The sequence below is a fragment of the Arthrobacter sp. THG-b23 genome, assembly GCF_059091265.1.
The window spans coordinates 175361-201899 of the sequence record NZ_JBNHGM010000003.1; the positions used below are offsets into that span (position 1 = coordinate 175361).

The 26539-nt window shown below is 66.3% G+C and carries 24 protein-coding genes; 16 read left to right on the plus strand and 8 right to left on the minus strand.

Annotation, left to right across the window (positions count from 1 at the left end; all coding sequences use genetic code 11):
• Positions 1-99: 99 nt before the first annotated feature.
• The 3 genes from AC5RVD_RS07685 to AC5RVD_RS07695 form a co-directional block, all read right to left on the minus strand.
• The gene (locus AC5RVD_RS07685) at positions 100-873 is read right to left on the minus strand and encodes an SDR family oxidoreductase (protein WP_494111718.1); all 774 of its coding nucleotides are present in this window, start codon (positions 871-873) and stop codon (positions 100-102) included.
• Between the two features lie 61 nt (positions 874-934).
• Positions 935-2341 carry a GntP family permease gene (locus AC5RVD_RS07690; RefSeq protein WP_494111717.1) on the minus strand — a complete coding sequence of 469 codons (1407 nt, stop codon included), beginning with the start codon at positions 2339-2341 and terminating at the stop codon, positions 935-937.
• An 87-nt stretch (positions 2342-2428) separates the two neighbouring features.
• Entirely contained in the window at positions 2429-2959 is a 531-nt protein-coding gene (locus tag AC5RVD_RS07695; protein ID WP_494111716.1) for a gluconokinase, read from the minus strand.
• Between the two features lie 259 nt (positions 2960-3218).
• Between AC5RVD_RS07695 and AC5RVD_RS07700 the strand changes: the two genes are divergently transcribed.
• The 11 genes from AC5RVD_RS07700 to AC5RVD_RS07750 all read left to right on the plus strand — a co-directional run bounded on the left by AC5RVD_RS07700 (position 3219) and on the right by AC5RVD_RS07750 (position 15288).
• Positions 3219-3497, plus strand: a complete 279-nt coding sequence (locus tag AC5RVD_RS07700) for a DUF3040 domain-containing protein (RefSeq protein WP_494111715.1) — start codon at positions 3219-3221, stop codon at positions 3495-3497.
• 295 nt (positions 3498-3792) lie between these two features.
• A complete protein-coding gene (locus AC5RVD_RS07705) occupies positions 3793-5460 on the plus strand; it encodes a thiamine pyrophosphate-dependent enzyme (RefSeq protein ID WP_494126740.1) in 1668 nt (555 codons plus the stop codon).
• Between the two features lie 188 nt (positions 5461-5648).
• On the plus strand, positions 5649-6221 hold the full coding sequence (locus AC5RVD_RS07710) for a hypothetical protein (RefSeq protein ID WP_494126566.1): 573 nt from the start codon (positions 5649-5651) through the stop codon (positions 6219-6221).
• Positions 6222-6295: 74 nt separating this feature from the next.
• Positions 6296-6847 (plus strand): RNA polymerase sigma factor, encoded by a 552-nt coding sequence (locus AC5RVD_RS07715; RefSeq protein ID WP_494126567.1) that lies wholly within the window; start codon positions 6296-6298, stop codon positions 6845-6847.
• Positions 6844-7626: a hypothetical protein gene (locus AC5RVD_RS07720; protein ID WP_494126568.1), complete on the plus strand. Its 783-nt coding sequence runs from the start codon at positions 6844-6846 to the stop codon at positions 7624-7626. Before AC5RVD_RS07715 ends, AC5RVD_RS07720 begins: the two co-directional genes overlap by 4 nt.
• Before the next feature lie 192 nt (positions 7627-7818).
• On the plus strand, positions 7819-9609 hold the full coding sequence (locus AC5RVD_RS07725) for an alkaline phosphatase D family protein (protein WP_494126569.1): 1791 nt from the start codon (positions 7819-7821) through the stop codon (positions 9607-9609).
• A 77-nt stretch (positions 9610-9686) separates the two neighbouring features.
• Positions 9687-11501, plus strand: coding sequence for a glutaminase A (glsA, locus tag AC5RVD_RS07730; RefSeq protein ID WP_494111710.1), 1815 nt, complete (start codon positions 9687-9689; stop codon positions 11499-11501).
• A gap of 161 nt (positions 11502-11662) precedes the next feature.
• Positions 11663-12307 (plus strand): ABC transporter permease, encoded by a 645-nt coding sequence (locus tag AC5RVD_RS07735; protein ID WP_494122505.1) that lies wholly within the window; start codon positions 11663-11665, stop codon positions 12305-12307.
• Entirely contained in the window at positions 12304-13521 is a 1218-nt protein-coding gene (locus AC5RVD_RS07740; protein ID WP_494126570.1) for an ABC transporter ATP-binding protein, read from the plus strand. The genes AC5RVD_RS07735 and AC5RVD_RS07740 overlap by 4 nt, the downstream gene beginning before the upstream one ends.
• Position 13522: 1 nt before the next feature.
• Complete coding sequence (locus AC5RVD_RS07745; protein WP_494111707.1) at positions 13523-14320, plus strand: ABC transporter permease; 798 nt, start codon at positions 13523-13525, stop codon at positions 14318-14320.
• Between the two features lie 29 nt (positions 14321-14349).
• On the plus strand, positions 14350-15288 hold the full coding sequence (locus AC5RVD_RS07750) for a glycine betaine ABC transporter substrate-binding protein (RefSeq protein WP_494111706.1): 939 nt from the start codon (positions 14350-14352) through the stop codon (positions 15286-15288).
• Positions 15289-15414: 126 nt separating this feature from the next.
• Here AC5RVD_RS07750 and asnB read toward each other — a convergent pair whose 3' ends face one another.
• Positions 15415-16935, minus strand: a complete 1521-nt coding sequence (asnB, locus tag AC5RVD_RS07755; protein ID WP_494023545.1) for an asparagine synthase (glutamine-hydrolyzing) — start codon at positions 16933-16935, stop codon at positions 15415-15417.
• Between the two features lie 214 nt (positions 16936-17149).
• On the opposite strand from asnB, the gene AC5RVD_RS07760 reads away from it, so the two are divergent.
• Positions 17150-18787, plus strand: coding sequence for an ABC-F family ATP-binding cassette domain-containing protein (locus AC5RVD_RS07760; protein WP_494126571.1), 1638 nt, complete (start codon positions 17150-17152; stop codon positions 18785-18787).
• 33 nt (positions 18788-18820) lie between these two features.
• Here AC5RVD_RS07760 and AC5RVD_RS07765 read toward each other — a convergent pair whose 3' ends face one another.
• From AC5RVD_RS07765 to AC5RVD_RS07780, 4 genes are all read right to left on the minus strand, one after another.
• Positions 18821-20260: an amidase gene (locus AC5RVD_RS07765; protein ID WP_494126572.1), complete on the minus strand. Its 1440-nt coding sequence runs from the start codon at positions 20258-20260 to the stop codon at positions 18821-18823.
• Entirely contained in the window at positions 20257-21549 is a 1293-nt protein-coding gene (locus AC5RVD_RS07770; RefSeq protein WP_494126573.1) for a M20 family metallo-hydrolase, read from the minus strand. The genes AC5RVD_RS07765 and AC5RVD_RS07770 overlap by 4 nt, the downstream gene beginning before the upstream one ends.
• Before the next feature lie 105 nt (positions 21550-21654).
• Entirely contained in the window at positions 21655-22995 is a 1341-nt protein-coding gene (locus tag AC5RVD_RS07775; protein WP_494111701.1) for an MFS transporter, read from the minus strand.
• 283 nt (positions 22996-23278) lie between these two features.
• Positions 23279-24196 (minus strand): LysR family transcriptional regulator, encoded by a 918-nt coding sequence (locus AC5RVD_RS07780; RefSeq protein ID WP_494111700.1) that lies wholly within the window; start codon positions 24194-24196, stop codon positions 23279-23281.
• A gap of 187 nt (positions 24197-24383) precedes the next feature.
• On the opposite strand from AC5RVD_RS07780, the gene AC5RVD_RS07785 reads away from it, so the two are divergent.
• The 4 genes from AC5RVD_RS07785 (at position 24384) to AC5RVD_RS07800 (ending at position 26408) form a co-directional block, all read left to right on the plus strand.
• Positions 24384-24686 (plus strand): ArsR/SmtB family transcription factor, encoded by a 303-nt coding sequence (locus AC5RVD_RS07785; RefSeq protein ID WP_493988232.1) that lies wholly within the window; start codon positions 24384-24386, stop codon positions 24684-24686.
• A complete protein-coding gene (locus AC5RVD_RS07790) occupies positions 24683-25168 on the plus strand; it encodes an SRPBCC family protein (RefSeq protein WP_494023543.1) in 486 nt (161 codons plus the stop codon). The genes AC5RVD_RS07785 and AC5RVD_RS07790 overlap by 4 nt, the downstream gene beginning before the upstream one ends.
• Before the next feature lie 161 nt (positions 25169-25329).
• Positions 25330-25818 (plus strand): pyridoxamine 5'-phosphate oxidase family protein, encoded by a 489-nt coding sequence (locus tag AC5RVD_RS07795; protein ID WP_494126574.1) that lies wholly within the window; start codon positions 25330-25332, stop codon positions 25816-25818.
• 50 nt (positions 25819-25868) lie between these two features.
• Complete coding sequence (locus AC5RVD_RS07800) at positions 25869-26408, plus strand: hypothetical protein (protein WP_494111697.1); 540 nt, start codon at positions 25869-25871, stop codon at positions 26406-26408.
• The last annotated feature ends 131 nt before the right edge of the window (positions 26409-26539 follow it).

Here is a 26539-nt window from a genome sequence, read left to right on the forward strand (position 1 = left end):
CGCCTTGGGTGCCTGCGCCGGCGGCCCGGGGACCGGGGACAGCCGCGCAGGCCGGTCAGACGGGTCAGACGGGTCAGACGGGTCAAACGGTCAGACGGGTCAGACGACGGTGGTCATGCCGCCGTCGATAAACACCACCTGGCCGTTCACGAAGTTGGAGGCGTCGGAGGCCAGCCAGATGGCCGGTCCCACGATGTCCTCCACGGTGCCCCAGCGGTGCGCCGGGGTGCGGCCCAGGATCCACGAGTTGAACGCCTCGTCGTCCACCAGCTTCTGGGTCATCTCGGTGTGGATGTAGCCCGGGGCGATCGCATTGATCTGCAGTCCCTGGCTGGCCCACTCGGCGGTCATCGCCCGGGTCAGGTTGCGGATGCCGCCCTTGGACGCCGTGTAAGGGGCGATGGTCGGACGGGCCAGGTCGGTCTGGACGGACGCGATGTTGATGATCTTCCCGGCGCCGCGTTCGATCATGTGCCGCGCGGCCTCGCGGCCCACCAGGAACGCGCTGGTCAGGTTGGTGCGCAGCACGCGCTCCCAGTCGTCCACGTCCAGGTCCAGCATCGGCACCCGGTGCTGGACGCCGGCATTGTTGACCAGCACCCACAGGGGGCCCACTTCGCGCTCGACCCAGGCCACGCCGTCGGCCGCCGCCTGGGCGTCGGTGACGTCGAAGGCCCGGGCAAAAATACGGTCCCCGCCGAACTCGGCGGCCAGTTCCGCACGGGTGCCTTCCAGCCGTTCCTCATCCAGCCCGTTGAGCACCACAACGGCGCCCGCGGCGGCGAGCCCGCGGGCGATCGCCTTGCCGATCCCGCGGCTGGAGCCGGTCACCAGCGCCACCCGGGAGGAAATGTCGAACAGGTTCACAGTCATTTACGCTCCAAATGCGGACGGGACGGCCGCAGCCGCCCCGTCCATGTTGTCCAAGGTTGTACTAGAAGTTCGTGGCGATCAGGTAGATGGCCAGTGCCAGGACAAAACCGACGACGCCCACCAGCGCCTGGCCCACGGTCCAGGTCTTCAGCGTGGTCTTAGTGTCCATCTGGAAGAACCGGCTGACCAGCCAGAAGCCCGAGTCGTTCACGTGGCCGGCGAACACCGAGCCGGCGGCCAGCGCCAGCACAATCGCGGCCAGTTCCACCGGGTTGAACTCGGGGTTGCCCATCACTACCGGCTGGACCAGAGCGGCCGCGGTGGTTAGCGCCACCGTTGCCGAACCCTGCGCCACACGGACGACGGCGGCAATCACGAAGCCGGCCACGATGATCGGCAAGCCGATAGCGTCCAGAGACTCCGCGATCGCGTTGCCGATGCCGCTCGAGCGCAGCACGCCGCCGAACATACCGCCGGCGCCGGTGATCAGGATGATCGAGCAGACCGGGCCCAGTGCACTGTCCACCACGGTCTCGACGAGGCTGTGCTTCTTGCCCTGGCGGTGACCCAGCAGCCACATGGCCAGGAGCACGGTGATCAGCAGCGCGACCGGGGTCTCACCCAGCGTGCGCAGGACCTGCACCCAGGTGTCCTCAAGCGAGACAACCTCGGCGGTAGCGAGCATGTTCAGGCCGGTGTTGAGGAAGATCAGCAGCAGCGGCAGCAGCAGCAGGAAGAAGATGGTGCCCAGCTTCGGGGAGGAGCGGAATTCGTTTTCCACCGAACCCTTCGGGGCATCGAGGATGTCCGGCACGGCGATGTTGAACCGGCGGCCCAGGAAGTGGCCGAACAGGTAGCCCACCAGGTACCAGGTCGGGATGGCAATGACCAGACCCAGAATCAGGACGAGTCCGACGTCGGCGCCCAGCAGGCCGGTGGCGGCCACGGGACCCGGGTGCGGCGGCACGAAGATGTGCATGACGGAGAAGGCTGTGGCTGCGGGGAAGGCATAGGTCAGCAGCGATCCGCCCAGGCGTCGTGCCACGGTGAAAATGATCGGCAGCATGACCACGAGGCCTGCGTCGAAGAAGATCGGGAAACCGAACAGCAGCGACGCCACGGAGAGCGCCAGCGGCGCACGCTTCTCACCGAACTTGTTGATCAACGCCTGCGTCATGACGTCCGCGCCGCCGGAGACCTCCAGCATGCGGCCGAGCATGGCGCCCAGGCCGACCAGCAGGGCCACGCTGGCCAAGGTTCCGCCGAAGCCGCCGAGGAGGGTCGGCATAATGTCTGCGGCCGGAATGCCGGTCGCCACTGCGGTGAGCAGGCTGACAATAATCAGCGACAGGAAGGCGTGCACGCGGAACCGCATGATCAGCACCAGCAGCAGCGCAATGGCTGCTACGGCGACAAGCAGGAGGCCCGCCGTGCCCAACGTCCAGTTGAGCTCGAGTTCGGTCATCATTGTCCTTCGTTGGATCGGACGGTCGTCCGATGGGTTATCGGCTTAACCGTTTCAGTTGTTGGTTCAGTTGCTTCCCGCCCGCCGGCGCTAGCTTCCCGCCGAGCCGGCCGGGTCCCGCAGGTAGTTCTCCACCAGCGCCGCGATCTCCTCGGGCGAATCGGTGACGGAGACCACAAGTCCCGCCTCGTCCTCGCCGAGCGGTTCCAGCGTCTGGAACTGCGAATCCAGCAGCGTCGGAGGCATGTATTCGTGGTCGCGCCCGCTGATCCGCTCGGCAATCAGTTCCTGGCTGCCGGTGAGGTGGATGAACCGGGTCTGCGGCGCAAAGGAGCGGATGAGGTCGCGGTAGCTACGCTTCAGCGCCGAGCATGCGACGACGGTTGAGGTTCCGTCCGCCAGTTTGTCTGCCATCACGCGGCCGATGGCGCTCAGCCAGGGCTCGCGGTCGGCATCGGTCAGCGGGTGCCCCGAGGCCATCTTTTCCTTGTTCGCCGCGCTGTGCAGGTCGTCGCCGTCGACGAACTCCACGCCCAGGTGCTCGGCGACGGCGCTGCCCACCGTAGATTTTCCGCATCCTTGGACGCCCATGACCACCAGCGGGGGATATTGCAGAGACATGGGTCAGAACTCCTCAGACGCTTCATTACATCTGATTTGGTGACCAATCTCTCGTCAATAAATCAGATTTATCCGGATCAAGGTACCACTGGCCTAGAGGCTCCAGCAAAACCGACCCGGACCGCCGGCACGCCGGTAACGAATCAGCCCTCGCTTGGCCCCAGCCCATACCCCCGGAGGGCATCCCGAGGCTACATTTGTCTTATACGGTGTCCGGCGCGGCCCCAGCTGCGGCGCCGCGGAGCCCGAGGAGGTCGGAATGTCTCTATCGGATGACGAACGGCAGCGCCTGGACAGGCTGGGGCAGCAACTGGAGAACGACGACCCCCGCCTGGCCCGTTCCCTGTCTGCCCGCGGCGTGATGGTCTTCGGCCACATCGTCGGTGCGGCGACCCTGCTCGCTTTGGCCGGCGCGCTCCTGCTGTTCATCGGCATAGCGGGCAATGCGCTGGTTCTGGCCATGCTGGGCCTGATCTGCCTGGCGGCGGGCGCCATCCGCGGCTGCGCCGATTTCGTGTCCCGCCACCGCCGCGTCTGAGAACGGTCGCAGCAGCCACCCCTGGCCTGGAACAAGCCCCGCCGCGGGTCCGCACTGCCGAGCCTGTGGGCCGGAGGGCGCCGCCGGAGTCCAACTTAGGTTGCACGCCCCGACCGGACGATGCGAACCACGTCACTTTCGTTACCTCGCCATGTCACAGGGACGCTGCCATAACACACCCCATCATGTACTTTTGCTCAAGCGCGTTCATCGGGAACCGTGCACCCGCACGAGAAGAATGCCGCGGACGAGTTCGATTCAAAGGTGAAAGAGGTCTCCTGTGACACAGGATCAAATGGAAGCGGTCGCAGTCGCAGCGCAGCAGCAGCCGGTCCGCAAATCGGCAGGGCATATCATTGTCGACTCATTGATGGCGCACGGCGTCGAACGAACGTACGTGGTTCCCGGCGAGAGCTATTTGGAAGTGTTGGACGGACTCCACAATTCCAGCATCGACACCATCGTCTGCCGCCATGAAGGCGGCGCGGCCTACATGGCCGAGACGGACGGAAAGATGAACCAGCGGCCCGGCATCGCCATGGTCACCCGCGGGCCCGGCGCGGCCAACGCGCATGTTGGCCTCCACACCGCCTGGCAGGACGCCACGCCCATGGTGCTGTTCGTGGGCCTGATCCCCTTCGAGCACCGTGACCGCGAAGCATTCCAGGAATTCGACATCAAATCCTGGTTCGACACCGGCGCCAAGCGGGTCATGGTGCTGGACCACCCGGAGCGGGCGTCCGAAATCGTCGCCGAGGCCATGTTTGCTGCCATGAGCGGCCGGCCGGGACCCGTCGTCGTCGGCCTCCCGGAGGATGTCATCCGCGAAGAAGTGGACGCCACGCTGCACCCGGTCATCCCCGTCGCGCAGGGCGGCATGACGGTCACGGACTGGAAGGCGCTGAAGTCCGCGCTCAAGGAAGCCGAGAAGCCGCTGTTCGTGGTCGGCGGCAATGACTGGACCCAGGAAGGGTCCAGCGCACTCACGACGTGGCTCGAGGAGCACCACATAGCGGCCGCCGTCGAATGGCGCTGCGAGGGCACCATCCCCTTCGACTCCCCCTCCTATGTGGGCCCGATCGGCTACGGCCGGCCGAAGCCCACCTACGACCTGCTCGAGGAAACCGACCTGCTGGTCTTCGTCGGCACCGTCCCGGGCGATGTCATCACCGACGGCTTCCTGGTCCGCCAGGATTGGTCCAAGAAGAACTTCCTGGTCACCATCGACCCGTCGCTGCGGGGCCGCTCCGGCCCCGTCTCCTACCAGATCGTGGCCAAGCCCGACGTCTTCGTCCGCGACCTCGTCATGATGGACCTGCCGCTGAAGGAAGAGTGGAAAAACTTCACCCAGCGCATGCGCGGCGAGCAGGTCAAGTTCGCCGCCCTGCCGCCGGCCGAGCCCACCGACGGACCGGCGCGGATGGACACCATGATGGCCAACCTGGTTGCGGGCCTGCCGCGCGACGCCATGGTCACCCTCGGCGCCGGCGAGCACACCAACTGGGCGCACCGCTACTTCCCCACACACGACTACGCCTCCATGCTGTCGGCACGCAACGGCTCCATGGGCTACTCCGTCCCCTCGGCCATCGCCGCCTCGCTGGCCCACCCGGGACGTCGCGTGGTGACCATCGCCGGCGACGGCGAGTTCCTCATGAACGGCCAGGAACTGGCGACCGCCGCCCAGTACGGCGCCACCCCGCTGGTCATCGTCATGGACAACCAGGAATACGGCACCATCCGCACCCACCAGGAACGCTGGTACCCCGAGCGCATCTCCGGCACCCAGCTGAAGAACCCCGACTTCGCCTTGATGGCCCAGGCTTTCGGCGGCTTCGGGGTGAAGGTCGAGCAGGACGCCGATATACCTGCCGCCCTCGCGGCCGCGCTGAAGGCCATCGACGAGGACAAGACCTTCGCGCTGATCCATCTGGTGGTCGAACAGCGGGTCAAGGCCTACTGAGTCCGTTAGCTGGTAGAACGCCGGTGGCCGGGGCGTGACGCCCCGGCCACCGGCGTTTCCCGTGAAAAATGTTTCTCCCGAGAATCACGAAAGCGTAACCTTTCACCCTCGTCCTTCGATTAGGCAGGTGTAAGGGCGCGCCGCGGTGGCAGCACCGCAGCCGTGCCGAGCAACCTTTGAGGAGATTCATGTCGAACCGTTTCCGCACCCTTAGCCTGCCCGCCAAGGGAGCCGCCCTGGCCGCCGTCATCGCCGTCGGAGGCGCCGGAGCAGCCGTGGCAGCACCCGCCTTGACCGCCGCCGGCGGTTCGGAGACCGCCGTCACCACTGACGCGGTCCCGGCCACCCCGGCCGTCCCCGCCAACGAGGGTGAGACCGCAGTCCCGGCCATCCCGGCCACCCCCGCTGTGCCGGAAGTCCGGTCCGCAGCCGCAGGCGACGCCGAGGCCGACGTCACCGCGGGCGTAGACGGAGCAGAGGCTGACGCAGCGCTGGGTGCAGAGGGAGAGGCCGGCACCGAGGAGAACGGTGCAGCCGCCGAACTGCGTTCGGGTGCCGCCGTGGCTCCGGCTGTCCCGGCAACACCGGCCATCCCGGGTGCCGAGGGCGTGCCTGCTACTCCGGCCGTCCCTGCCGTCCCGGAACTGCCCGTCACCGCCAACGCGGAGGCCCAGGCCGCCATCGACGCCCGCACGGAAGCCGCGGAAACCCGCGCCGAGCTCCGTGGTGCGGCTTCGGTCAAGTTAGAAGCCGGACAGTAATTCCCGCAGTACCGGGTGCGGCGCCTACACTGGTGGCGCCGCACCCGTCGCCCGCTGTCTGAAAGAACGTCGACTTGCCCCAATCACTCTCCGACGACATCGTGCTCGCGGCGCAGTCCGGAAATGCAGATGCGTTCAGCGAGATCTACGCCGCGCTGGCTCCCGGGCTGAATGGTTACCTGAAGGTGCGCGGCCTGGAAGACCACGAAGGCGCCGTGCAGGAAGTATTCCTCGCCCTCTTCTCCCGGATCCAGTCGGTGCAAGGCGGATTCCAGGGGCTGCGGACGCTGGCCTTCTCCATCGCCCATGCCCGCTACGTAGACGATGTCCGGCGCCGGGCCCGCCAGCCAGTGCTGTCGCCTTACGACCCGGATGCCGATGCCCGCGCGGTCGCCTCCGCCGAAACAACTGTCCTGGATACGCTCGCGGAGAGCGATGTCGGACGCCAGCTCAAAGAGCTGAACCCGGAGCAGCAGGAAGTGCTGTTGCTGCGCGTGGTCGCCGACCTGTCGATCGAACAGGTTGCCGAAATCATGGGCCGGACCACCGGCTCCATTAAACAATTGCAGCGGCGTGCCCTGCTCAAACTCAAATCCGTTCTGGAAAGGAAGGAGGCCCTGGTATGAACAGCGCAGATATGTCCGACGGCGCCGTCCGCCAGTTGCTGGACGAATCCGGGCTGGCTCCTTCTGACCCGCTGGAGTCCTCGTTGCTGGCCCTCCGGGTTGCCGGGGAAGCCCCCGTCCCGGCTCCATCGCCCGAGGTGCTGGCCTACATGACGCCGGCTGCCGGCGTGCAGGCCGCGGGCGCGCAGGTCGTGCCGCTGCGGCGTCGCCGCACGGTACGCGGCGCCCTTGTCCTCACGGCCGCGGTGGCCGCTACCGGGCTGGGAATGTCCGGCGTCGCGGCCGCCAATCCTGACTTCCGGGCAGCCGCGGACCACGCCGTCCGGCAAGTCGTCGGCTTCCTTGCCCCGTCCGACACCGGCCGACAAGGTCCCTTGGACCACGGCGTGCCCGGAGTCCCCGCCGATGTCCCCGCTGTCCAGGACGGCGAGGTCCCGGTTGAACAACACGGCTCCGGCTCGGCCGACGCCGGCACCGACGCCCCTGCCGGTCCCGCCGCCCCGGTAAGTCCTGCCGCCCCCGGGCAGCCTGGGCCCCAGGCGGAGAAAACCAAGGGCTCCGATGATGCCGGCGGGCAGGATGGCAAACGTCCCCCGGGCAAGCCGTCCCGTGACGTGGTCCCCGCGGTGCCGCCCCTGGAGGGCGGGCTGCCCGAGCCGTCCCTGGGTCAACGCGAGGGCAACCCCGGCAAGGGCGCCCCGCGGGAGGGCCAGGACCTGCCCGTCCCCGGTTCCGGCCACCTTCCGGCGCTCCCGGCCATCCCGTCACCGGAGCACTGACCGGCCACCGCCCTGCGCTCCCGGCCATCCCGTCACCGGAGCACTGACCGGCCAGCGCCCGGCCGGGGAATAACGACGGCGGTGCTCGCGCCGGTAACGAATCCTCCCGACACAGCCTCTTTCCGCAATCGGGCGATAGTGGCAGAGTTGCGCCAAGGGGACACCGTTCTGTCGGGACGGGCAGGAGGACTCATGACCGCATCGCCGCTGGTACTTGGACCGATGCTGCGCTACGTGGACCAGACGTCGGCCAGCATCTGGGTGGAGACCCGCGAAGCCGCCACCGTCGCCGTCGTGGTTCAGGGACGCAGCTGGCAGGCGGGCACGTTTTCCGTGCGCGGCCACCACTACGCGCTGGTCGAGGCGGAGGGGCTGGAGCCCGGGAGCGTTACGCCCTACCGGGTGGAGGTCGACGGCGTGCCGGCCTGGCCGGCGCCGGAGTCGCCGTACCCGGAGCCCGTCATCCGCACCCTCACGCCCGGACGCCCGCTCCGGCTGGCCTTTGGTTCCTGCCGCACCAGCGTCGAGCATGACGCGACCGGCAACAGGCAGCACGGCGTGGACGCGCTGCGGGCGTACGCGCTGCACCGCGCCAACGGCGCGGCCCCGGCCGGGGACGGGGCCGGGAGCCGCGCCGGAGACGGGACCCCCGCCGGAGTGGGGACCCCCGCCGGGGCCTCGGACGGGACCGATCCCTATGCCCTCGACGGGAACGGGACGGAACCCGGCTGGCCGGACCTGCTGCTCTTCCTGGGCGACCAGGTCTATGCGGACTCGACGTCCGAAGCGATGCAGGAGTTCATCCGCGCCCGCCGGAACATCAAGGAACCACCCGGCAAAGAACTGAAGGACTACGCCGAGTACGCCCACCTGTACATGCTCGCGTGGTCGGACGGCGCCAACCGGTGGCTGCTGTCCACGCTGCCCAGTGCCATGATCTTCGACGACCATGATATTCGCGACGACTGGAACGCCTCGCTGACCTGGCGGCGGCAGATGGAGAAGAAGCCCTGGTGGCACGGCCGGATCGTCGCCGGCCTCGCGTCCTACTGGGTCTACCAGCATCTGGGCAACCTGTCCCCGGAGCAGCGTGCCCAGGACGAACTGTGGCAGCAGGTGGTCAACCACCCGGGCGGCGGAGAACCGGACCTCACCGACGCGCTGGAAGCTTTCGCGGAGCGGGCGGACCGGCAGCCGGACACCTACCGGTGGAGCTACACCCGCGATATCGGCGGTTCACGGCTGGTCGTGCTCGACTCCCGCGCGGCCCGTGACCTGCAACCGGAACGGCGGACGCTGCTCGACGAGGAAGAAATGGCCTGGCTGGACAGCCAACTCCAGGGCGGCTTCAAGCACCTCCTGATCGGGACCTCGCTGCCGTTCCTGCTCCCCACGGGCCTGCACCACATCGAGTCCTGGAACGAGGCGCTCAGCGAAGGCGCCTGGGGCAAGCTGCCGGCGACCGCCGGCGAACTGCTGCGGCGGGCGGTGGATCTGGAGCACTGGGCAGCCTTCCAGCGCACCTTCCGCGAGGTGGCAGCCTTGGTGCAGGAGGTGGCCGACGGCAGACGCGGACCGGCGCCGGAGACCGTCACCTTCCTCTCGGGCGACGTCCACTTCTCGTATGTGACGGAGGTGGTGCGCGACTCGGGCAGCCGGATCGTCCAGGTCGTCTGCTCCCCCGTCCGCAACCCGCTGCCCCGCTTCCTGCGCTATTTCACCGCGGCCATGTCCTACGGCATCGCCGCTCCCGTCGGGGCGCTCGTGGCCCGCGGCGCGAAGGTTCCCAATCCACCGTTCACCTGGAAGGGCCTCAAGCGGCCATGGTTCGACAACAACCTGGCCAGCCTGGAGGACTCCCCCGACGGCCTGAGGATCTGGTGGGAAAAGGGCGTGGTGCACGACGGCGACGATCTGCACCCGGGGCTGGAAGAGGTCGCCTCCGTGACCATCGCGCCGCAGAAGAGTCCGATCGCGCGATAGTCCGATCGCGCGAGGAGGCATGCGGCCGGGGCCGGCGGCTGTCCGGGGCGCGCCTTACTCCCAATTACGCTGGTGATATGGAATCGCCGATCGACAGCTACTTGCACGCCTTGCACGCCGAGGTCTCCGAGCTCCGCGGCGGCACGCCTTACCTGGTTGGTCCTGCCTCGGCGGTGGTCAATCCGGACGACTTCGGTATCTGCCTGGCGACGGTGGACGGCTACGTCTACGAAGTGGGGACCACGCGCAAGGAATTCACGCTGCAGTCGATCTCCAAGCCGTTCAGTTACGCGCTCGCGCTGGCCGAGCTCGGGTTCGACGCGGTGGACGAAAAAGTGGACGTGGAGCCCTCCGGGGATCCGTTCAACGAAATCTCCCTCGCCGCCGGCACCGGACGGCCCGCCAACGCGATGATCAATGCGGGTGCGCTGGCGGTCACCGGGATGATTAAGGGCTCCGGCGGCAGGTCCGCGATCAAGCGGATCCTGAACACGTATTCGGAGTTCGCCGGCCGGAGGCTGAAGAGCAGTCCGCGGGTGTTCGAAGCCGAGCTGCGCAACAGCGACCGCAACCACGCGCTGGCCTACCTGCTGAGCTCGTTCGGCGTCATCGAGGACAACCCCACCACCGCGTTGGAGAACTACCTGCGGCAGTGCTCGGTGCAGGTAACCTGCCGGGACCTGTCCATCATGGCCGCGACCTTGGCCAACGGCGGCACCAATCCGGTCACCGGGAACCACGTCATGGACATCGGGCCGGTGGAACGGGTGCTGTCGGTCATGATGACCTCGGGCATGTACGACGACGCCGGAGACTGGGTCACCAACGTGGGCATGCCGGCCAAGTCCGGGGTGGGAGGCGGCACCTTGGCGGTGCTGCCCGGCCAGGTGGGGCTGGCGGTTTTCTCCCCGCCGCTGGACGACCACGGCGGATCGGTCCGCGGCATCGCCGTCAGCCGGCGGCTGTCCGAGGACATGGAAATGCACTTTGTCCGCTCGGCGCGGGCGGGGCGTTCCGCGATCCGCGCAAGCTACGACATCACCGTCGTTCCCTCCGGCATTCGCCGCACGGATGAGTCGGCCGAGGTGCTGCGGGAGAACGGTCACCGCGCGCAGCTGATCGAGCTCAACGGCGACCTGCTGTTTGCCGGCACGGAATCAATGGTCCGGGAGATCAGCTCGCTGCCGGACGATGTCGAGCTGGTGGTACTGGACCTGCGCCGCGTCGACGAAGTAGGCGGCGTGGCCCTGCGGATGTTCGCCCGCCTGGAGGAGAACCTGGCTGCCGACAACCGTGAACTGCTGCTGATCGACCCGGAGGACACGCTCGCCGGCGTCTTCGCCGACACCGGGCGGCCCGTGCCGGTCTTTGATACCCGCACCGGTGCCGTCGAATTCTCCGAGAACCGCCTCATTGCCCGCTACGGAGATCCGCTGGGCGTGCCCACGTCGGTGCCGGTGGAACACTCGCTGGCCCTGGGCACCCTCCACCCGGATGAGATTGTGGCCCTGGTGCAACGCATGGAGCCCGCGAAGTACGAAGACGGCGAGATCGTTCGGCGGGTTGGCCAGCGGTTTGGCGGGGTGTACTTCATTGTCTCCGGCCGGATCAGCACCATCGCCGCCGACTCGGAGGGACGGCGGGTCAAGCTGAGCACGCTCAGCGCCGGCATGACGTTCGGCGAACTCGCGCTGGGCAGCGAAGACCGGCAGGAAACCACCGAGAAAGCGGACGGCCCGGTGGAACTCATGGTGCTTTCGTCGGAGGCAATCGAGGAGCTGGAGGAGCAGGACCCCAAGCTGGCGATGCGCCTGTGGAAGGCGCTCACCCGGGATGCCTACACCCGGGTGGACCAGTTCCTGCGCGAAACCGCCGTCCGGATCCGCGACTGACCGTCCGCGGCGGCCCGCTGCCGGCGGCCCGATGGGCATCCGCGGCCGGGCATCAACTATAGTTACGGGCAGTCGTAGCATCTGCCACATCGGCACCAGAAACCACACCAGCCGCAGTTTCTCCGTGTCTTGTTCCCGGCAGAGGCTGCAGAAAGGAACGTGTGAACTTTTTCGAGTTTCTCGCGAAACGGGCCGACGACATGCTGGAAATGGGCATCGAGCATGCCGTCCTCGTGGGCGTTTCAGTCATGCTCGCCACCGTGATCGGGGTCGGCCTGGGCATCGCGACCTATCGGCATGAACGACCGCGCGAAACAGTCCTCGCGGTCACCGGTGCTTTCCTGACCGTCCCCTCCTTCGCGTTGTTCATCCTCCTCATCGGCCCTCTGGGCCTTGGCGCCCTGCCCGTGGTGGTCGCCCTCACGATGTATGGCCTGCTGCCCATTGTCCGCAATACCATCACCGGCCTGCGCGAAGTGGATCCTGCCATCGTGGAATCGGCCAAGGGCATGGGCATGAGCCGTACCCAGCGGCTGCTGAAGATCGAACTGCCCCTGGCGTGGCCGGTGATCATCACCGGCGTCCGCGTCACCACCCTGGTCCTGCTTGGCATCGCTGCCATCGGCGCGATCGTACTGGGCCCAGGCTACGGAGAGCTGATCTTTACCGGCCTGGCCCGGGTGGGCACGCCGGTGGCCGTCAACATGGTTCTGGCCGGAACCCTCGGGGTGGTTGTCCTCGCCATCCTGTTCGACCTGCTCTTCCACACCGTCCGCAAGCTGACTACCTCCAAAGGAATCCGATGACCGTATCCGACCATCAGACCCCCCAGCCCAGGCCGGTCAAGATCCGCCTACAGAACCTGTCCAAAAGGTTTCCCGGGCAGAAGGACAACGCGGTCGACGACCTGACACTGGACATCTACGAGGGCGAAATCGTGGTGCTGGTCGGCCCGTCGGGATGTGGCAAGACCACCACCATGAAGATGATCAACCGGATCATCGAGCCCACCTCCGGCCGGATCATCCTGGACGGTGAAGATGTCACCACCACCGACCCGGACCAGCTCCGCCGCCGCATCGGCTACGTCATCCAGCAAGTCGGCCTGTTCCCGCACATGACCATCGGCGAAAACGTGGCCACCGTCCCCAAGCTGTTGGGTTGGGACACCAAACGGATTTCCGCACGGGTCGACGAGTTGCTGGACATGGTCAACATGCCGCCGTCGACCTATCGCAACCGCTACCCCAAGGAGCTCTCCGGCGGGCAGCGGCAGCGGGTAGGCGTGGCACGCGCTTTGGGCGCAGACCCGGAAGTGATGCTGATGGACGAACCGTTCGGGGCCATAGACCCGATCACCCGGGACCGGCTGCAGAACGAATTCCTGCGCCTGCAGTCGGAAGTGCGCAAGACCATCGTGTTCGTCACCCATGACATCGATGAAGCAATCAAGATGGGCGACCGAATCGCCATCCTGCAGGACCGCTCCCGGATTGCCCAATACGATACCCCGGAGCAGATCCTGACCGCCCCCGCCAATGATTTCGTCTCCGACTTCATCGGCAACGGCGCCTCCTTGAAGCGGCTGAACCTCAGCCGCGTGGCCGATATCGAGCTGACGCAGTGGCCGACCGTCCGGCTGGACACCCCGGCCGAGGACGCACTGGACCAGCTGCGGCGCAGCGACCGCTCGGCGCTCCTGGTGCTCGACAACGCCGGGCGGCCCCGCCGCTGGGTAGGTGCCGACGACCTGCACCGGGCAGGCACACGCGCGCTGGACGAGGTCGGACTGCCGCCGGAAGCCATTCTGGAACCCCGGGCAACGCTGTCCGATGCGCTGAACGAACTCATCACCGCCCGCTACAGCGTGACGATCGTGGTGGACTCGCACGGTGTCTACCAGGGCGTGGTGGATATCGAACAGATCAACGAGGCCATCCGGGCCATGCGGGACACGGCGGTCGCTCGAGCCCGGGCCGGGCTGGGCGAGGTGGCCGAAGCCGTACGGGCGGGTGGCTGACGTGGCAGCTGCCGCACCCCAGCACGCGGTGCACGACCAAGACGTTGCCGTCCAGCCACCGGCCAGGACGCGACGCCGGACCCTGACCGGTTACCTGCTGGTGCCGGCGATTCTGGCGCTGGCCTGCCTCGCACTGTACCTGTATGTCGGCTCGCAGGAACTGGACAGCATCGAGGCGCGCGCCCTGGCCCCGGCCAACCTGGCTGCCGCCCTGGGGCGGCACCTGCAGCTGACCGCGGTCTCGACGCTGCTGACGCTGGTCATCGCCGTGCCGCTGGGCATCCTGTTCACCCGTCCGGCCATGCGCCGGGTCCGCCCCTACCTGATCACACTGCTGACCTTGGGCCAGGCGGTTCCGACCATCGCCGTGTTGGTCCTGCTGGCCGTGGCATTTCTGTTCCTGGGTTTCCAGGCAGCCATCGTGGGCTTGGTGCTTTACGCCATCATCCCGGTGCTGCTCAACACGATGGTGGGCCTGGAGCAGGTCGATGAATCCGTGCTCGAAGCCGGGCGAGGCATGGGCATCTCCAAGTTCGGTGTCCTGCGCCGGCTCGAATTGCCCCTCGCGGTGCCCATCATCCTGGCCGGCGTACGCACCGCGCTGGTGATCAACGTTGGTACGGCCACCCTGGTGACCTACATCAACGCGGGCGGACTCGGGGACATCATCGTTGCCGGGCTCTCCACCAACCGCGTGCTGGTCCAGGTTGTCGGCGCCGCGCTCACAGCGGTGCTGGCACTGCTGATCGACTACCTGGCGAGCATCGCCGAAGACTTCCTGCGCCCGAAAGGGCTCTAGGCCATCCCCTGCATGACGAAAGAGGAATGATGAAAGCGAATAGTTCACGGAAGACGGCGTTCGCCGCGTTTGGTGCCGGAGTGGCCTTGCTGCTGACGGCCTGCGGCGGCGGCGACGCCGCCGAGGCGACAGGCGACGGCGAGCTCGCTGGCGCGCACTTCGCGGCGGGCTCCAAGGAATTCACTGAATCCATCCTGCTGGCCCAGATTGCGGCCGTCGCGCTCGAGGATGCCGGTGCCACCGTCGAGGACAAGACAGGCATCTCCGGCAGCGCCACCGTGCGCGAAGCCCTGCAGTCGAGCCAGGTCGACTTCTATTGGGACTACACCGGAACCGGCTGGGTCAACGTCCTCGGCCACACCACCGAGGACGTGCCGGAAGACCTCTACGCCGCCGTCGCGAAGGAAGACGCCGAAAACGGCGTCGCCTGGCTGGAACCGGCGCCGTTCGAGAACACCTACCGCATCGCCGCAAAGAAGGATTTCGCGGAGGCCGAAGGCATCACCAACATGAGCGAAGCCGCCGCGTTCATCCAGAAGAACCCGGACCAGGGTGCCGTCTGTGCTGCCAGCGAGTTCATCAACCGCGACGACGGGCTCCCCGGCTTGGAGAAAGCGTACGGATTCGACTTCAGCAAGGTGGTGGAGCTGGACCTGAACCTCATCTACACGCAGGTCGGCGGATCCTGCCAGTTCGGTGAAGTCTTCTCCACCGATGCCCGCGTCATCTCCAACGAACTGACGGTGTTAGAGGACGACAAGGAATTCTTCGTCCCGTATCAGGGCGCCATGACCCTGCGCCAGGAAACCCTGGACGAGTACCCGGCCATTGCCGAGATTATGGCACCGATCAGCGCCGCACTGACCAATGAAGTCATCACCGAGCTCAACGGCCGGGTGGATAACGACGGCGAGGATCCCCGCGATGTCGCCGAAGAGTGGCTGAAGGAGCAGGGCCTGGTGGGTTAGCCACCGGACCTCCGCACCGCACAACGGCCAGCGGCCGCCGGCCACCACGACCGGCGGCCGCTGCCCCTTTCTCAGGCTCCGCGAAAACTGCCTGCGGTTTCGGGCCTCCCCGAAACCGCCCGCCTCTCAGGCCTCCGCGAAACGTCCCACCGTCTTCTGCGCATCGATCCCCGGCAGGGCGGCCGCGAAGATGCGGTAGTAAGCCAGTTCCTCGCGGGTGCGCACCGGCGGATCCAGGACACCGGCCTCATGTTGCAGCTCCGCTTCGCTGACCGAAGCTTCGAAGTGTTCGCGGAGCACATCGTTCATGCCGGTGCCTTCGCCGAATTGCTCCTTCGGCCGCCAGAGCACCTCGTGGGGAACCATCCCGTCGAAGGCCTTGCGCAACAGCCATTTGGCCGGCCGCTCAGGTCCCGTCAGTTTCCATGCCGGCGGCAACGCCAGGGCAAGTTCCACCACGTCCAGGTCCAGGAAGGGCAGCCGCGGTTCCAGCCCGTGGGCGCCGGCCACCCGGTCCACTCGCTGCAGTCCGCCGATGGGCATGCCTTCGAGTGTCTCCAGCAGATCCTCGTGCAGCGCCTCGCCGGTGTCATGGCGGCCGTAATGCGAGTAGCCGGCGAACAGCTCGTCGGCGCCCTCGCCCACCAGCACGATCTTCACGTGTTCAGCGGCCAGCCGGGACACCAGGAAATTCGGCACCGCGCTGTGCACCAGCGTGGGGTCAAAGGATTCAAGCTCCGCGATGACCTGCGGCACCAGCGCGATCGCGTCCTCGGCCGTGTAGACCAGCTCATGGTGATCGGTACCGGCGGCGGCCGCCATCACCCGGGCGGCCAGCAGGTCGGCGCTGCCTTCCAGCCCGACGGCGAACGTCTTCAAAACCTTCCCGCGCTCTGCGGCCTTTCGGGCCGCCACGGCCGTGACGATGCTGGAGTCCACCCCGCCCGACAACAGGACGCCCACCGGCACATCGGCCTCCAGGCTGCGTTCCACCGCCCGGACCAAGGTGTCGCGCAGGGCATCAAAGACCCACTGCGGAGGATCCTCCTCCGGCCGCCGGCTCTTGAGCAGCACCGGGGCGCCCGCCGGGAAAACGGGTCCGGCGATCAAGCCGTCCTCCGGTGTCCAGGCATGGCCCGGCGGAAAAGGCTCCACGAAGGGCCGCCACTCGTCGTCGAACGCCTTCATTTCGGAGGCAAACAGCACGGTTTCGTCGCGGCGTGCCCAGTACAACGGGGACAAACCGAGCATGTCCCTGGCCGCGACGAACCGCCCGTCATCGCCTGCCACCACCAAGGCAAACGGGCCCCAGAGCTTTTCGAAGGCGGCGACGCCGAGCTCCTCGTACAGCTGCAGCGCGGCCTCCAGATCGGAGCGGGTCCTGAACCCCTCACGCCCGAGGCGGTCGCGGATCCGGCGGTAGTTGTAGATCTCGCCGTCGCCCACCAGCCAGGCGTCGCCGTCGCGGCCGGCCAGGGGTTGCTGCCCGTTCTCCGGATCGACGATGGCTAACTGCCGGCTGCCAAGCCAGGAATTACCCACCCGGCGGGACCCCGATCCATCCGGTCCACGGTGCGCCAACCGGTCCAGCATCCGTTCGCCCGCTGTCGCATCGAACTCCCCGTGGGCAGCCACTATCCCTGACATCTGCATCCCGCCTTCGCGCTTGTCCAACAAAATCCGGCGCCGCACGCGGCCGGGCTCCGTCCGTCCCAGGCGCTGCGACGCGACTTCTCCAGCATAGCCAGCCGGCGCCCACGCCCTCCCCGCCGGCCAGGGGCCAGGCCGCCAGGCTCCGCGGTTCCTGGCCGGGTCCCGGCGCGGTCCAGACCACCCGCCGTCGCTCCTTAGACTTGTAGGCATGACTGCAACGCTGGTGGCCAAGGACCTCTCGGGCGGCCACGGCCACCGCACTCTGTTCTCCAACCTGAACCTGACCGTCGCTCCGGGCGACGTCGTCGGGGTGGTCGGCGCCAACGGTGCCGGCAAGACCACGCTGCTGCGGATCCTGGCCGGCGCGGACGCACCGCTGGCGGGGTCGGTGAGCACGGCGCCCTCGGACGCCTTTGTCGGCTGGCTGCCGCAGGAGCACGAACGGATTCCCGGCGAGACCATCGCCGCCTACATTGACCGCCGCACTGGTGCCGCGGCCGCCACCGCCGCCATGGAAGCCGCGGCCGAGGCGCTGGGCTCCGGCTCCAAGCAGGCCGGCGACGCCTACGCCGCCGCCCTGGACCACTGGATGGCCAGCGGGGCCGCGGACTTGGAGGACAGGATCCCGCCCGTGCTGGCCGAACTCGGTCTGGACGTTGGTCCGGACGCCCCGATGACCGGGCTTTCCGGCGGCCAGGCCGCACGCGCTGCCTTGGCGGCCCTGCTGCTGAGCCGCTTCGACGTGGTCCTGCTGGACGAGCCCACCAACGACCTGGACCTGGCCGGACTGGCCCGGCTGGAGTCGTTCGTGCAGGGCCTGCGCGGCGGCGTGGTGCTGGTCTCCCACGACCGCGAGTTCCTGGCCCGCTGCGTGACCACCGTGGTGGAGTTGGACCTGGCCCAGAACAAGGTGGCGGTGTACGACGGCGGCTACGATGCCTTCCTGGAGGAGCGGGCCGTCGCGCGCCGCCACGCCCGCGACGCTTACGACGAGTTCGCCGAGAAGAAGGCGGACCTCGTGTCCCGGGCGCGGACCCAGCGCGAGTGGAGCTCCCAGGGCGTCCGCAACGCCATGAAGAAGAACCCGGACAACGACAAGATCCGCCGCAAGGCCAGCACGGAGTCCTCCGAAAAGCAGGCGCAGAAGGTGCGGCAAATGGAGTCCCGCATCGCCCGGCTGGACGAGGTGGAGGAGCCGCGCAAGGAGTGGCAGCTGCAGTTCAGCATCGGCGCCGCCCCGCGCTCCAGCGCCGTGGTCGCCACCTTGAACCAGGCCACCGTCCGCCGCGACGGATTCACGCTCGGCCCGGTGTCGCTGCAGGTCAACGCCGGCGAGCGCATCGGCATCACCGGCCCCAACGGCGCCGGCAAGTCCACCCTGCTGCGCCTCCTGCTGGGACACCAGCAGCCCGACGACGGCGCCGCCGGGCTGGGTGCCAGCGTCGCCGTCGGCGAGATCGACCAGGCGCGCGGCCAGCTCGCGGAGGACCAGCCGCTCGGTACCGCCTTCGAGGCACTGGTACCGGACTACAGCCAGGCCGAGGTCCGCACGCTGCTGGCAAAGTTCGGGCTCAAGGCCGACCAAGTGTCCAGCGCCGTCGGCGCCCTCTCCCCCGGCGAGCGCACCCGGGCCGCCCTCGCCCTGCTGCAGGCACGCGGCGTGAACCTGCTGGTCCTCGACGAACCCACCAACCACTTGGACCTGCCCGCCATCGAACAGCTGGAGCAGGCTCTGGACAGCTACGACGGCACGCTGCTGCTGGTCTCGCATGACCGCCGGCTGCTGGAAAACGTCCGGCTGGACACCCGCTGGGACGTCGACGCCGGCCAAGTCACCGTCCGCTGAGTGCGTCGGCGGGCCGGTCTAGGACATCGGGGGTCAGAGTGCCGGCCGCATCTCGGACCAAGGGCGCGCCCGTTCCACGGCGGCACCGATGCGGAAGACGGTGAGGTCGTCGTAGGGGTGCCCGACGATCTGCACGCCTGTCGGGATTCCGGTCTCGGATAGTCCGCTCGGCACGGCCAGGACAGGGCAACGGTTGTTAATGTTGAACGGCGCCGTCATGTGCGCTTCCCAGTAGTGCTCGAGATGCTTCCCGTCGACGTCGATCCCGTCGAGGTAGTCGGCGTCTGCTTTGAGCGCAGAAACTGCTGAGGCGGGACAGATCAAGGCGTCGAACCCAGTCATGGCCTGGGCTAGCTGCGCTTGGATACGTGACTCGGCTTGCAGTCCCTCCAGGAGTGTGTGGCGGGATGACGCCTCACGCGCGTCGGCCATGAAGCGCCGTGTGTAGGCGGCCAACTGCTCGGTGCCGCCTGCGGTGGCTGCCTCCATGGCGGGACCGAGAATGTGCCCAAAGTGGGTGAAGATGACATCACTGATCTCCCGGTGGGACCAAGGAAGTTCGATCTCCTCGACGATTGCCCCGGCTGTTTCCAGAGCCGCGGCCACGCCGCGGGTGTTGGCCTCGATCTCCGCCATGACCGGGTAGTCTCCGAGCCGGATACAAAGCGCAATCCGCATCTGGTGGACCGGCGCAAATTCCAAGGGCAAAGGAGCGGACGGTCCTACCGAGGTGTGGTCCACAGGGTGCGGACCGGCCATCACATTGGTCAACAGGGCGGTATCGGCGACCGTGCGGCCCATCGGGCCGTCGCCGCGGTACCAATCATTGGAAAGAGGCGGCATACCCGGGATCCTGCCGTACGGCGCCTTATAACCAACGGTTCCGGTAAAGGAGGCGGGCAACCGGGTAGAACCCGCGATGTCCGAGGCCGTCGCCAACGCCGTCATGCCGGAGGCGAGCGCTGCTCCGGCCCCGCCCGAGGACCCGCCCGGCGAATACTCCGGGCTCCACGGGTTCCGGGTGACTCCCCACATCGGGCTGTGCGTCACCGTGGCGCAACTGAATTCAGGCGAGGTGGTTCGGGCGTGGAGAATACCTCCGGCGGCTTTGATCCGCCCAATGATCGGGTGATCGGCTGCTGCGGTCTCGCCGGCACACGCCAACAGCCCCTGCGAGAAGCTTCGGCCGGCGATGGCATGCTTCTCTTTGGCGGCCACCGGAAGTCCCAGTAACGAGCGCCCCGGGTCCAGTCCCCGGGTTTCGCCGTCGTACTCGCCGCGCTGGTACAGCCGCTCGGCCTCACGCGACGCAGCGAGGGCCTCCTCAAACATCGTCTCTGTCAGCGCATTGACGGTCCCGTTGATCTCGGTGGTGCGTTCTATGACCGCTTCCATCAGTTCCACAGGGGAAAGCTCCCGAGAACGGAACAGCCGCAGCGCGTCGACTGCGCTGAGGTAATGCAGCTGGGTCATGGCCGGGCCCCTGCAGTGGAATGATTTCCCACGTTGCTCTTTCCCAGCACGGGCTCTTCGGAAAGCGCGCCATGAACCAGTTCCAACGCGATCTCGGTCAGGGCATCCAGGCCCGCCAGCATGTCCGCGTCCTTGGTAAATTCGCGTTCACAGTGGCTGACGCCGTCTACTGACGGGATGAATACCATGACCGACGGCACAATCCGGTTCATCGCTACCGAGTCGTGCCCTGCCATCGACTGCATACGGCGTACGCCCAGTCCCAGCTTCGCGGCCGTCTTCTCAGTCAGTTCGACACCGGATTCGGGGTAGTACTGGTTGGCCCGGATGTCGAAGTCGTTCACAGTGATCCGAATGTCGTGTTCCCGGGCAAGCTGGGCGATGTCTGCCAGCAGGCTGTCCCGTGCGGACCGCACAATCTCGGGGCTGTTGGAGCGCAAATCAGCTACAAGGTGCACCCGGCGGGCCACGACGATCGGCGAATTCGGTTCCAGCGTCAGCTGCCCCACGGAGGAAACGAGTGCCTCCTCCTCGAAGTTGCGCGTGACGTCGTGCACCATGAGGACAATCTTCGAGGCGGCCACCAGCGCATCGTGCCGGTCTGCCATGGCCGTAGCGCCAGTATGGGACTGCTCGCCGAGGACCTCAATGTCCAGCTTCTGTGTGTACCAACTCGAGTCCACGGCACCTATGGTCAGGCCCTCGCGCTCCAGGATGCGGCCCTGCTCGATGTGGATCTCCGCGTAGCTCACGGCTTCGGGCCCCTCATCGGTCCCGAGGTAGCCTATCGCCTCCAGGGCATCCCGCACGGAGACTCCCTGGAGGTCCCTAACGCCGAGCATCTGCTCACGGTCCATGATTCCCGCGAAGACGGAGCTACCCATGATGGAGGGTGCAAAGCGGCCGCCTTCCTCGTTAAACCAGTTCACGACCGCCAGGTTGAAGGGCGGAAGCTCCCCTGACGCCTTAATGTGGGCCTCGATTCGGGCAGCAGCGTGCAACCCGGCCAACACACCGTACGCCCCGTCGAAGCGGCCGCCCAGCGGTTGGCTGTCCAGGTGGGAGCCGATCATGACGAATCTCGCAGCGGGCCGGAATTCGATGATGGCGAACATGTTGCCGATGCCGTCCACTCGCACCCCCCAACCGTGCTCCTCTGCAAAGGCGGTGAACCAGTCCCGGGTCTGCCGGTCTTCCTCGGTGGCGGCTTGCCGGTGCACACCGTGGTTTGGTGTAGCGCCGATGGTGGCAACGTGGTGAAAGTCTTTGAGAAAAGCTTCAGCGGACATAACGAAAAACTCCTAATACCTAATACGTATGCTGCCGGTTAGGAAACCGGGAAAGGCGGAACCTGTGGGAGCCGGAGGGAGTATCGGTCCGCCCGGCTCCCGTGGTCAGCCGAGGCGTCCGCGGGTCTCCGGGACCTTGGTCAGCGTGAGCAGCAGGAACACGATGATTGCTGCGCCGCACAGCCAGTAGGCCGGCGAGTAAGAAATACCTGTGGCGTTCACCAGCGCGGTGCCGATGAAGGGTGCGGTGCCTCCGAACAACGCGTATCCCAGGTTGTAGCTGACAGCGGCCGAGGTGAAGCGCGTCTTCGTCGTGAAGATTTCCACGAAGAAGGTGTAGCAGCCGCCGCCGTAGATGCACAGCGGAACGACGAACAGCAGCTGTCCCAGAATCGCCAGGCCCAGCGAGCCGCTGGTCACCAGCATGAAACATGGGAAGGCCAGCAATGCGATCGCGGCCGACCCTGCAATCAGCATCGGCTTGCGGCCGACCTTGTCACCGATGATCCCGCCGACCGGGAGCAGCAAAGCGTAAAACAGCATCGCTGAAGCGTTCGCCACTAGGGACGCTTGCAGGGTCAGGTTGCCGGTCGTCTGCACGTAGCCGACGAAGTAGCCGGAGAGGAAGTAGAAACCCATGGCGGTCAGGCCCATGACGAAGACGACCTGGAGCATCCGGACCTTGTTCTCGCGGAAGGCCTCGCGAACTGGGCTGTACTCCTTTTTCTTCTGCTTTTCAGCGACCTGCTTGAAGGCCGCGCTCTCCTCGGTCCTGGAGCGGATCCACACACCGAACAGGGACAGCGGCAATGCCAGCAGGAAGGGTACACGCCAGCCCCATGAGAAAAAGGCCTCATCGGAAAGGGTCTGGTTGAGGATCAGGATCATCGCCCCGGCCACGACGGAAGGCAGCGCGGTGGCGGCAAGCGTGATGTTGAGCCAGAAACCACGGCGGTTCACGGGAGCATGCTCGAAAACGAAGGCCGGGGCACCGACGGATTCCCCGCCTGCGGAGAACCCCTGCAGCAGCCGGCACAGTACCAGCAGTGCAGGTGCGAGAGCTCCGACGACTGCATAGGGCGGCAACAGACCGATGGCGGTCGTGGCACCGCCGATAGTCACCAGCGTGATGTAGAGGACACGGCGTCGACCGATCCGGTCGCCCAGCTGGCCGAAGAACAGGCCTCCGATCGGCCGGGCGATGAAGGCGACACCAAACGTGGCAAAGGTCGCCAACAGGCCAATAAGTGCGTTCTCGCCGGGGAAAAACAGCTGTGAGAGCGTAACCGCGGAGAGACCGTAGAGCGAAAAGTCGTAGAACTCAATAAACTGCCCAACACTGCCACCTGCAAGGACGCGCTTCTGCATCCCGGTGGTTTTTTTCGACTGCGAGAAGGCTGTGGCGTCTGCGGCTCCCGATGTAGTCCGGGTCTCATTCACCGTCATGACCGCCACCGGAGGTGGGAGGAACTGCAGTCCCTACTTGCAGCGTGGAACCCGGAACACGACGTAAATCTCGACTGACTGCAGGCCATCGCAAGTCCTCCTGAGGGTTGCGGCTGATCCTCGTACCGTCCCGCGTCTTTGCAGGTTCGGACAGGGGCGGATCAACCTATCGGAATGATGTTCAGTCTCAGTGAGCCGTGTCACATCTGTCCAATAGATAATTTCTCCGTTTCCAATCGAAATAATGAATCCGAAGCTTGGGCAAGACGCAGCACACAGGAGGCTAGGTCTTGTCCGCACCGTAGAGCGCACGGCACACTGCCTCGAACGCGAGCGCCCGCCGCGTGGGCGTCAGCCCCTCGGGGCGCACCAGCACTACCTCGATGGATGGCAAATGATCCACAAGCCGTAGGGGAACGACTCCCCCGCCCGCGTAGGTCAGATTGTGGTGGAGCCGCTGATTCAGCACAGCATAGCCATGGCCGCGGGCAACGAAAGAGCGGACAGTCTCATAGCCGGTTGCCCGGTGACGGATATTGGGCTTCAAGCCGGCAAGCTGGAACAACTGCATGAAGTACTCCCTGGTGTGCGGCAAGTCCAGCAGGATCATCGGCTCGTGCTCCAAATCCCTCAGCGCCACCTCATGGTCAGGACTTGCAGCAAGAGGATGCCCTTCCTGGACCAACACGTGCGCCGGAATGTGCTCCACCGTCTGAGTGGTGAAACCGCCGCCCAACCCAATGCTGTACATCAGCGCCAGCTCACAATGCCCCTCCAGCAATGCCCGTCGTAGGAACTCCTGATCTCCCTCCAAGAATGAAACGTGAACGTCCGGGTATTCCGCCTCAAAGGCCTGCAGGATCACTGGAGCCCGGAAGGGTGCCAGGGGGCCGAAGACCCCTACTTTTAGCTCCCCGGTGAGATTCTGCGACAGCCCCCGAGCCGATTCGTAGAGTGAATCAGCGTGCTCAAGGAAGGCGTGCAGGTCTTTAGCGAATTGCCGTCCGGCCGGACTCAGTTTCAGGCCCCTCTGCGACAACCGGATGAAGAGTTGCACGTCCAGGTCGTGCTCCAGCTGGGAAATCGCATTGGACAGCGCCGACTGCGTCATGTTGAGCCGTTGGGCGGCGGCCGTCATGTTCTCGGTCTCGGCGACCACCGCAAAGTAGCGCAGTTGGGTAAGAGTGAAGGGCTTAGCCATGCTTCATCCTGCCAGACCCCAGACCCGCCCGGAGCCGGACTCGCGCACCAAGCCAAAACTCCGTCGCCCCCCCCTTGACCTGCCGCTGCCGCAGGAGTAAGTTCTTATTCAACCGAAAGGTTGATCAAGGGAAGAGTTGAATAACGTGACTGGTAGTAGCGACGAGGCCCTCCTGGACAAGGCGTTCATGGCCCTGGCAGATCCGGCCCGCCGCCGCATCATCGCCCGGCTTAGCCGCGGACCGGCAACGGTCAACGAGTTGGCCGAGCCCTTCGAGATCTCCAAGCAGGCGGTTTCGAAGCACATCCAGGTCCTCGAGCAGGCACATTTGGTCACCCGCACCAGGGATGCCCAGCGCCGGCCCGTTCACCTAAACGCTGCACGGCTCGAAGCGCTCACTGCGTGGATCGACCAGTACCGGCTGGTTCGGGAGGCGCAGTACCGCGGACTGGACGCCGTGCTCGGCCAACTATCCAAGGACAAACCATGAGCAACTCACTGAAAGTCACCCTCCCGGAGGGCCTTCCGTTCATCGATACCGAACGCGAGTTCGACTATCCCGTCGCCGACGTTTTCCGCGCCCACAAAGACCCCGACCTCCTCAAGCAGTGGCTGGGCCCGCGCGGCATGAAGATGGACATCGATCATTACGACTTCCGCACCGGCGGCAGCTACCGCTACCTCCACACCGGACCCGACGGCCAGCAGTACGCCTTTACCGGCATTTTCCACACGGTCCGCGAGAACGAGTTCGCCATCCAGACGTTCGAGTTCGGCGGCTACCCGGACGTGGTCAGCATCGAGTTCATGACCCTCGAGGACCTCGGCAACGGACGCTGCAAACTGATCGGCCATTCCGTCTACCCCACGCTGGAGGCACGCGACGGCATGGCCCAGTCCGGCATGGAAAGCGGCATGAGCGAAGGCTACGAGCGGCTGGACGAGCTGCTCGCCGGCGCCCGCACCGCGTAAAGAGGCGGCACTGCCGCGGCATGGGGTCGGAGCCTGCCAGGCCCCGATCCCGTGCCGCGCACTTCCCTGCCCAAGGGTCTCGCGCCCGCAACCACCATTGGCCTCCTCGGAATTAGAAAGTATGCTGAGGATTCCCTGAACCCTAGACGGAAGGTGGTTTCATGGCGAACGATGATGAAGGACGCAAGGAAGTAGCCAAGATCCTGAAGGACGCTGACATCGGCGTCCTCACCACGGTCAATGCCAGCGGCCAGCTGTTCAGTCGGCCGCTGGCGTTACAGGAAGCAGAGTTCGACGGCGACCTGTGGTTCGTGACGCACGATCCCTCGCCCAAGGCCAGCGAAATCCGCGCCAATCCGCACGTGAACGTGTCGGTCAGCGGTTCGGACGGCTACCTGTCCATCTCGGGCACCGCCACAATCGTCCGCGACCAGGCGAAGATTGACGAACTGTGGAGCCCCATGATGGAACCGTGGTTTGAAAACGGCAAGGACGACCCGACGGTGGCTTTGCTCCGGGTCGAGGCCCACACGGCCGAATACTGGAAGCCGGATTCTCCCAAGGTGGCCACGCTGTTCAAGCTGGCCAAGGGAATGGTCACCGGGAAGCAAGCAGGCGACGTCGGCAAGAACGACGTCGTCAACCTTTAGCCGGAGGCACCTGCCGATCGGCAACACAGCACGCACTTAAGGAGTCAGCAATGTCCGGAAATCTTTTGGCCCGTTCTGTGCACGACCTTACTGCCGCCGCCTGGTTTGGCGGTTCCCTGATGGGCGCCATCGGCCTTAACGGTGCGGCCGCCGCCGCCCAGGATCCGCGCGAGCGGACCCGTTTGTCCAGCATCGGCTGGATGAAGTGGGCACCTGTTCAGACCGTAGCCTTCGTATCGCACCTTGCTTCCGGTCTGCCGCTGCTGGCGGGCAACAAGGGCAGGATGGTCAAGCAGGAAGGGGTTACGCGGAATACCGTGATCAAGACCGTTGTCACCCTGGCCGGCGCGGGCGTCACCCTCTACGCCGGCATGCTGGGCAAGAAGGTGGAGAAGATGGCCGAGCAGGGGGCAGAGGGCGCCACCGAGCCGTCGCCGATGGCATCACCGGAGCTTAAGTCCGCGCAGAAGCAGCTCAAGCTGCTGCAGTGGACCATCCCGGCCTTCGCCGGCACGGTCATCGTGCTCGGTGCCAAGCATGGCGAAATGCAGCGGCCCGCCACCTTCTTGGAGGGGCTGCTCAAGCACTGAAGGTGATGCTCACCCGGTGCGGCTCCGGGTCAGCCGCGGCGTCGGGGCTGTCCGCTCAGGACGGCCCCGACGCGCGTCGGCCCGGATTATCAGAACCACGCGGACCGTAGCGGAGATTCTGCAAACCACCC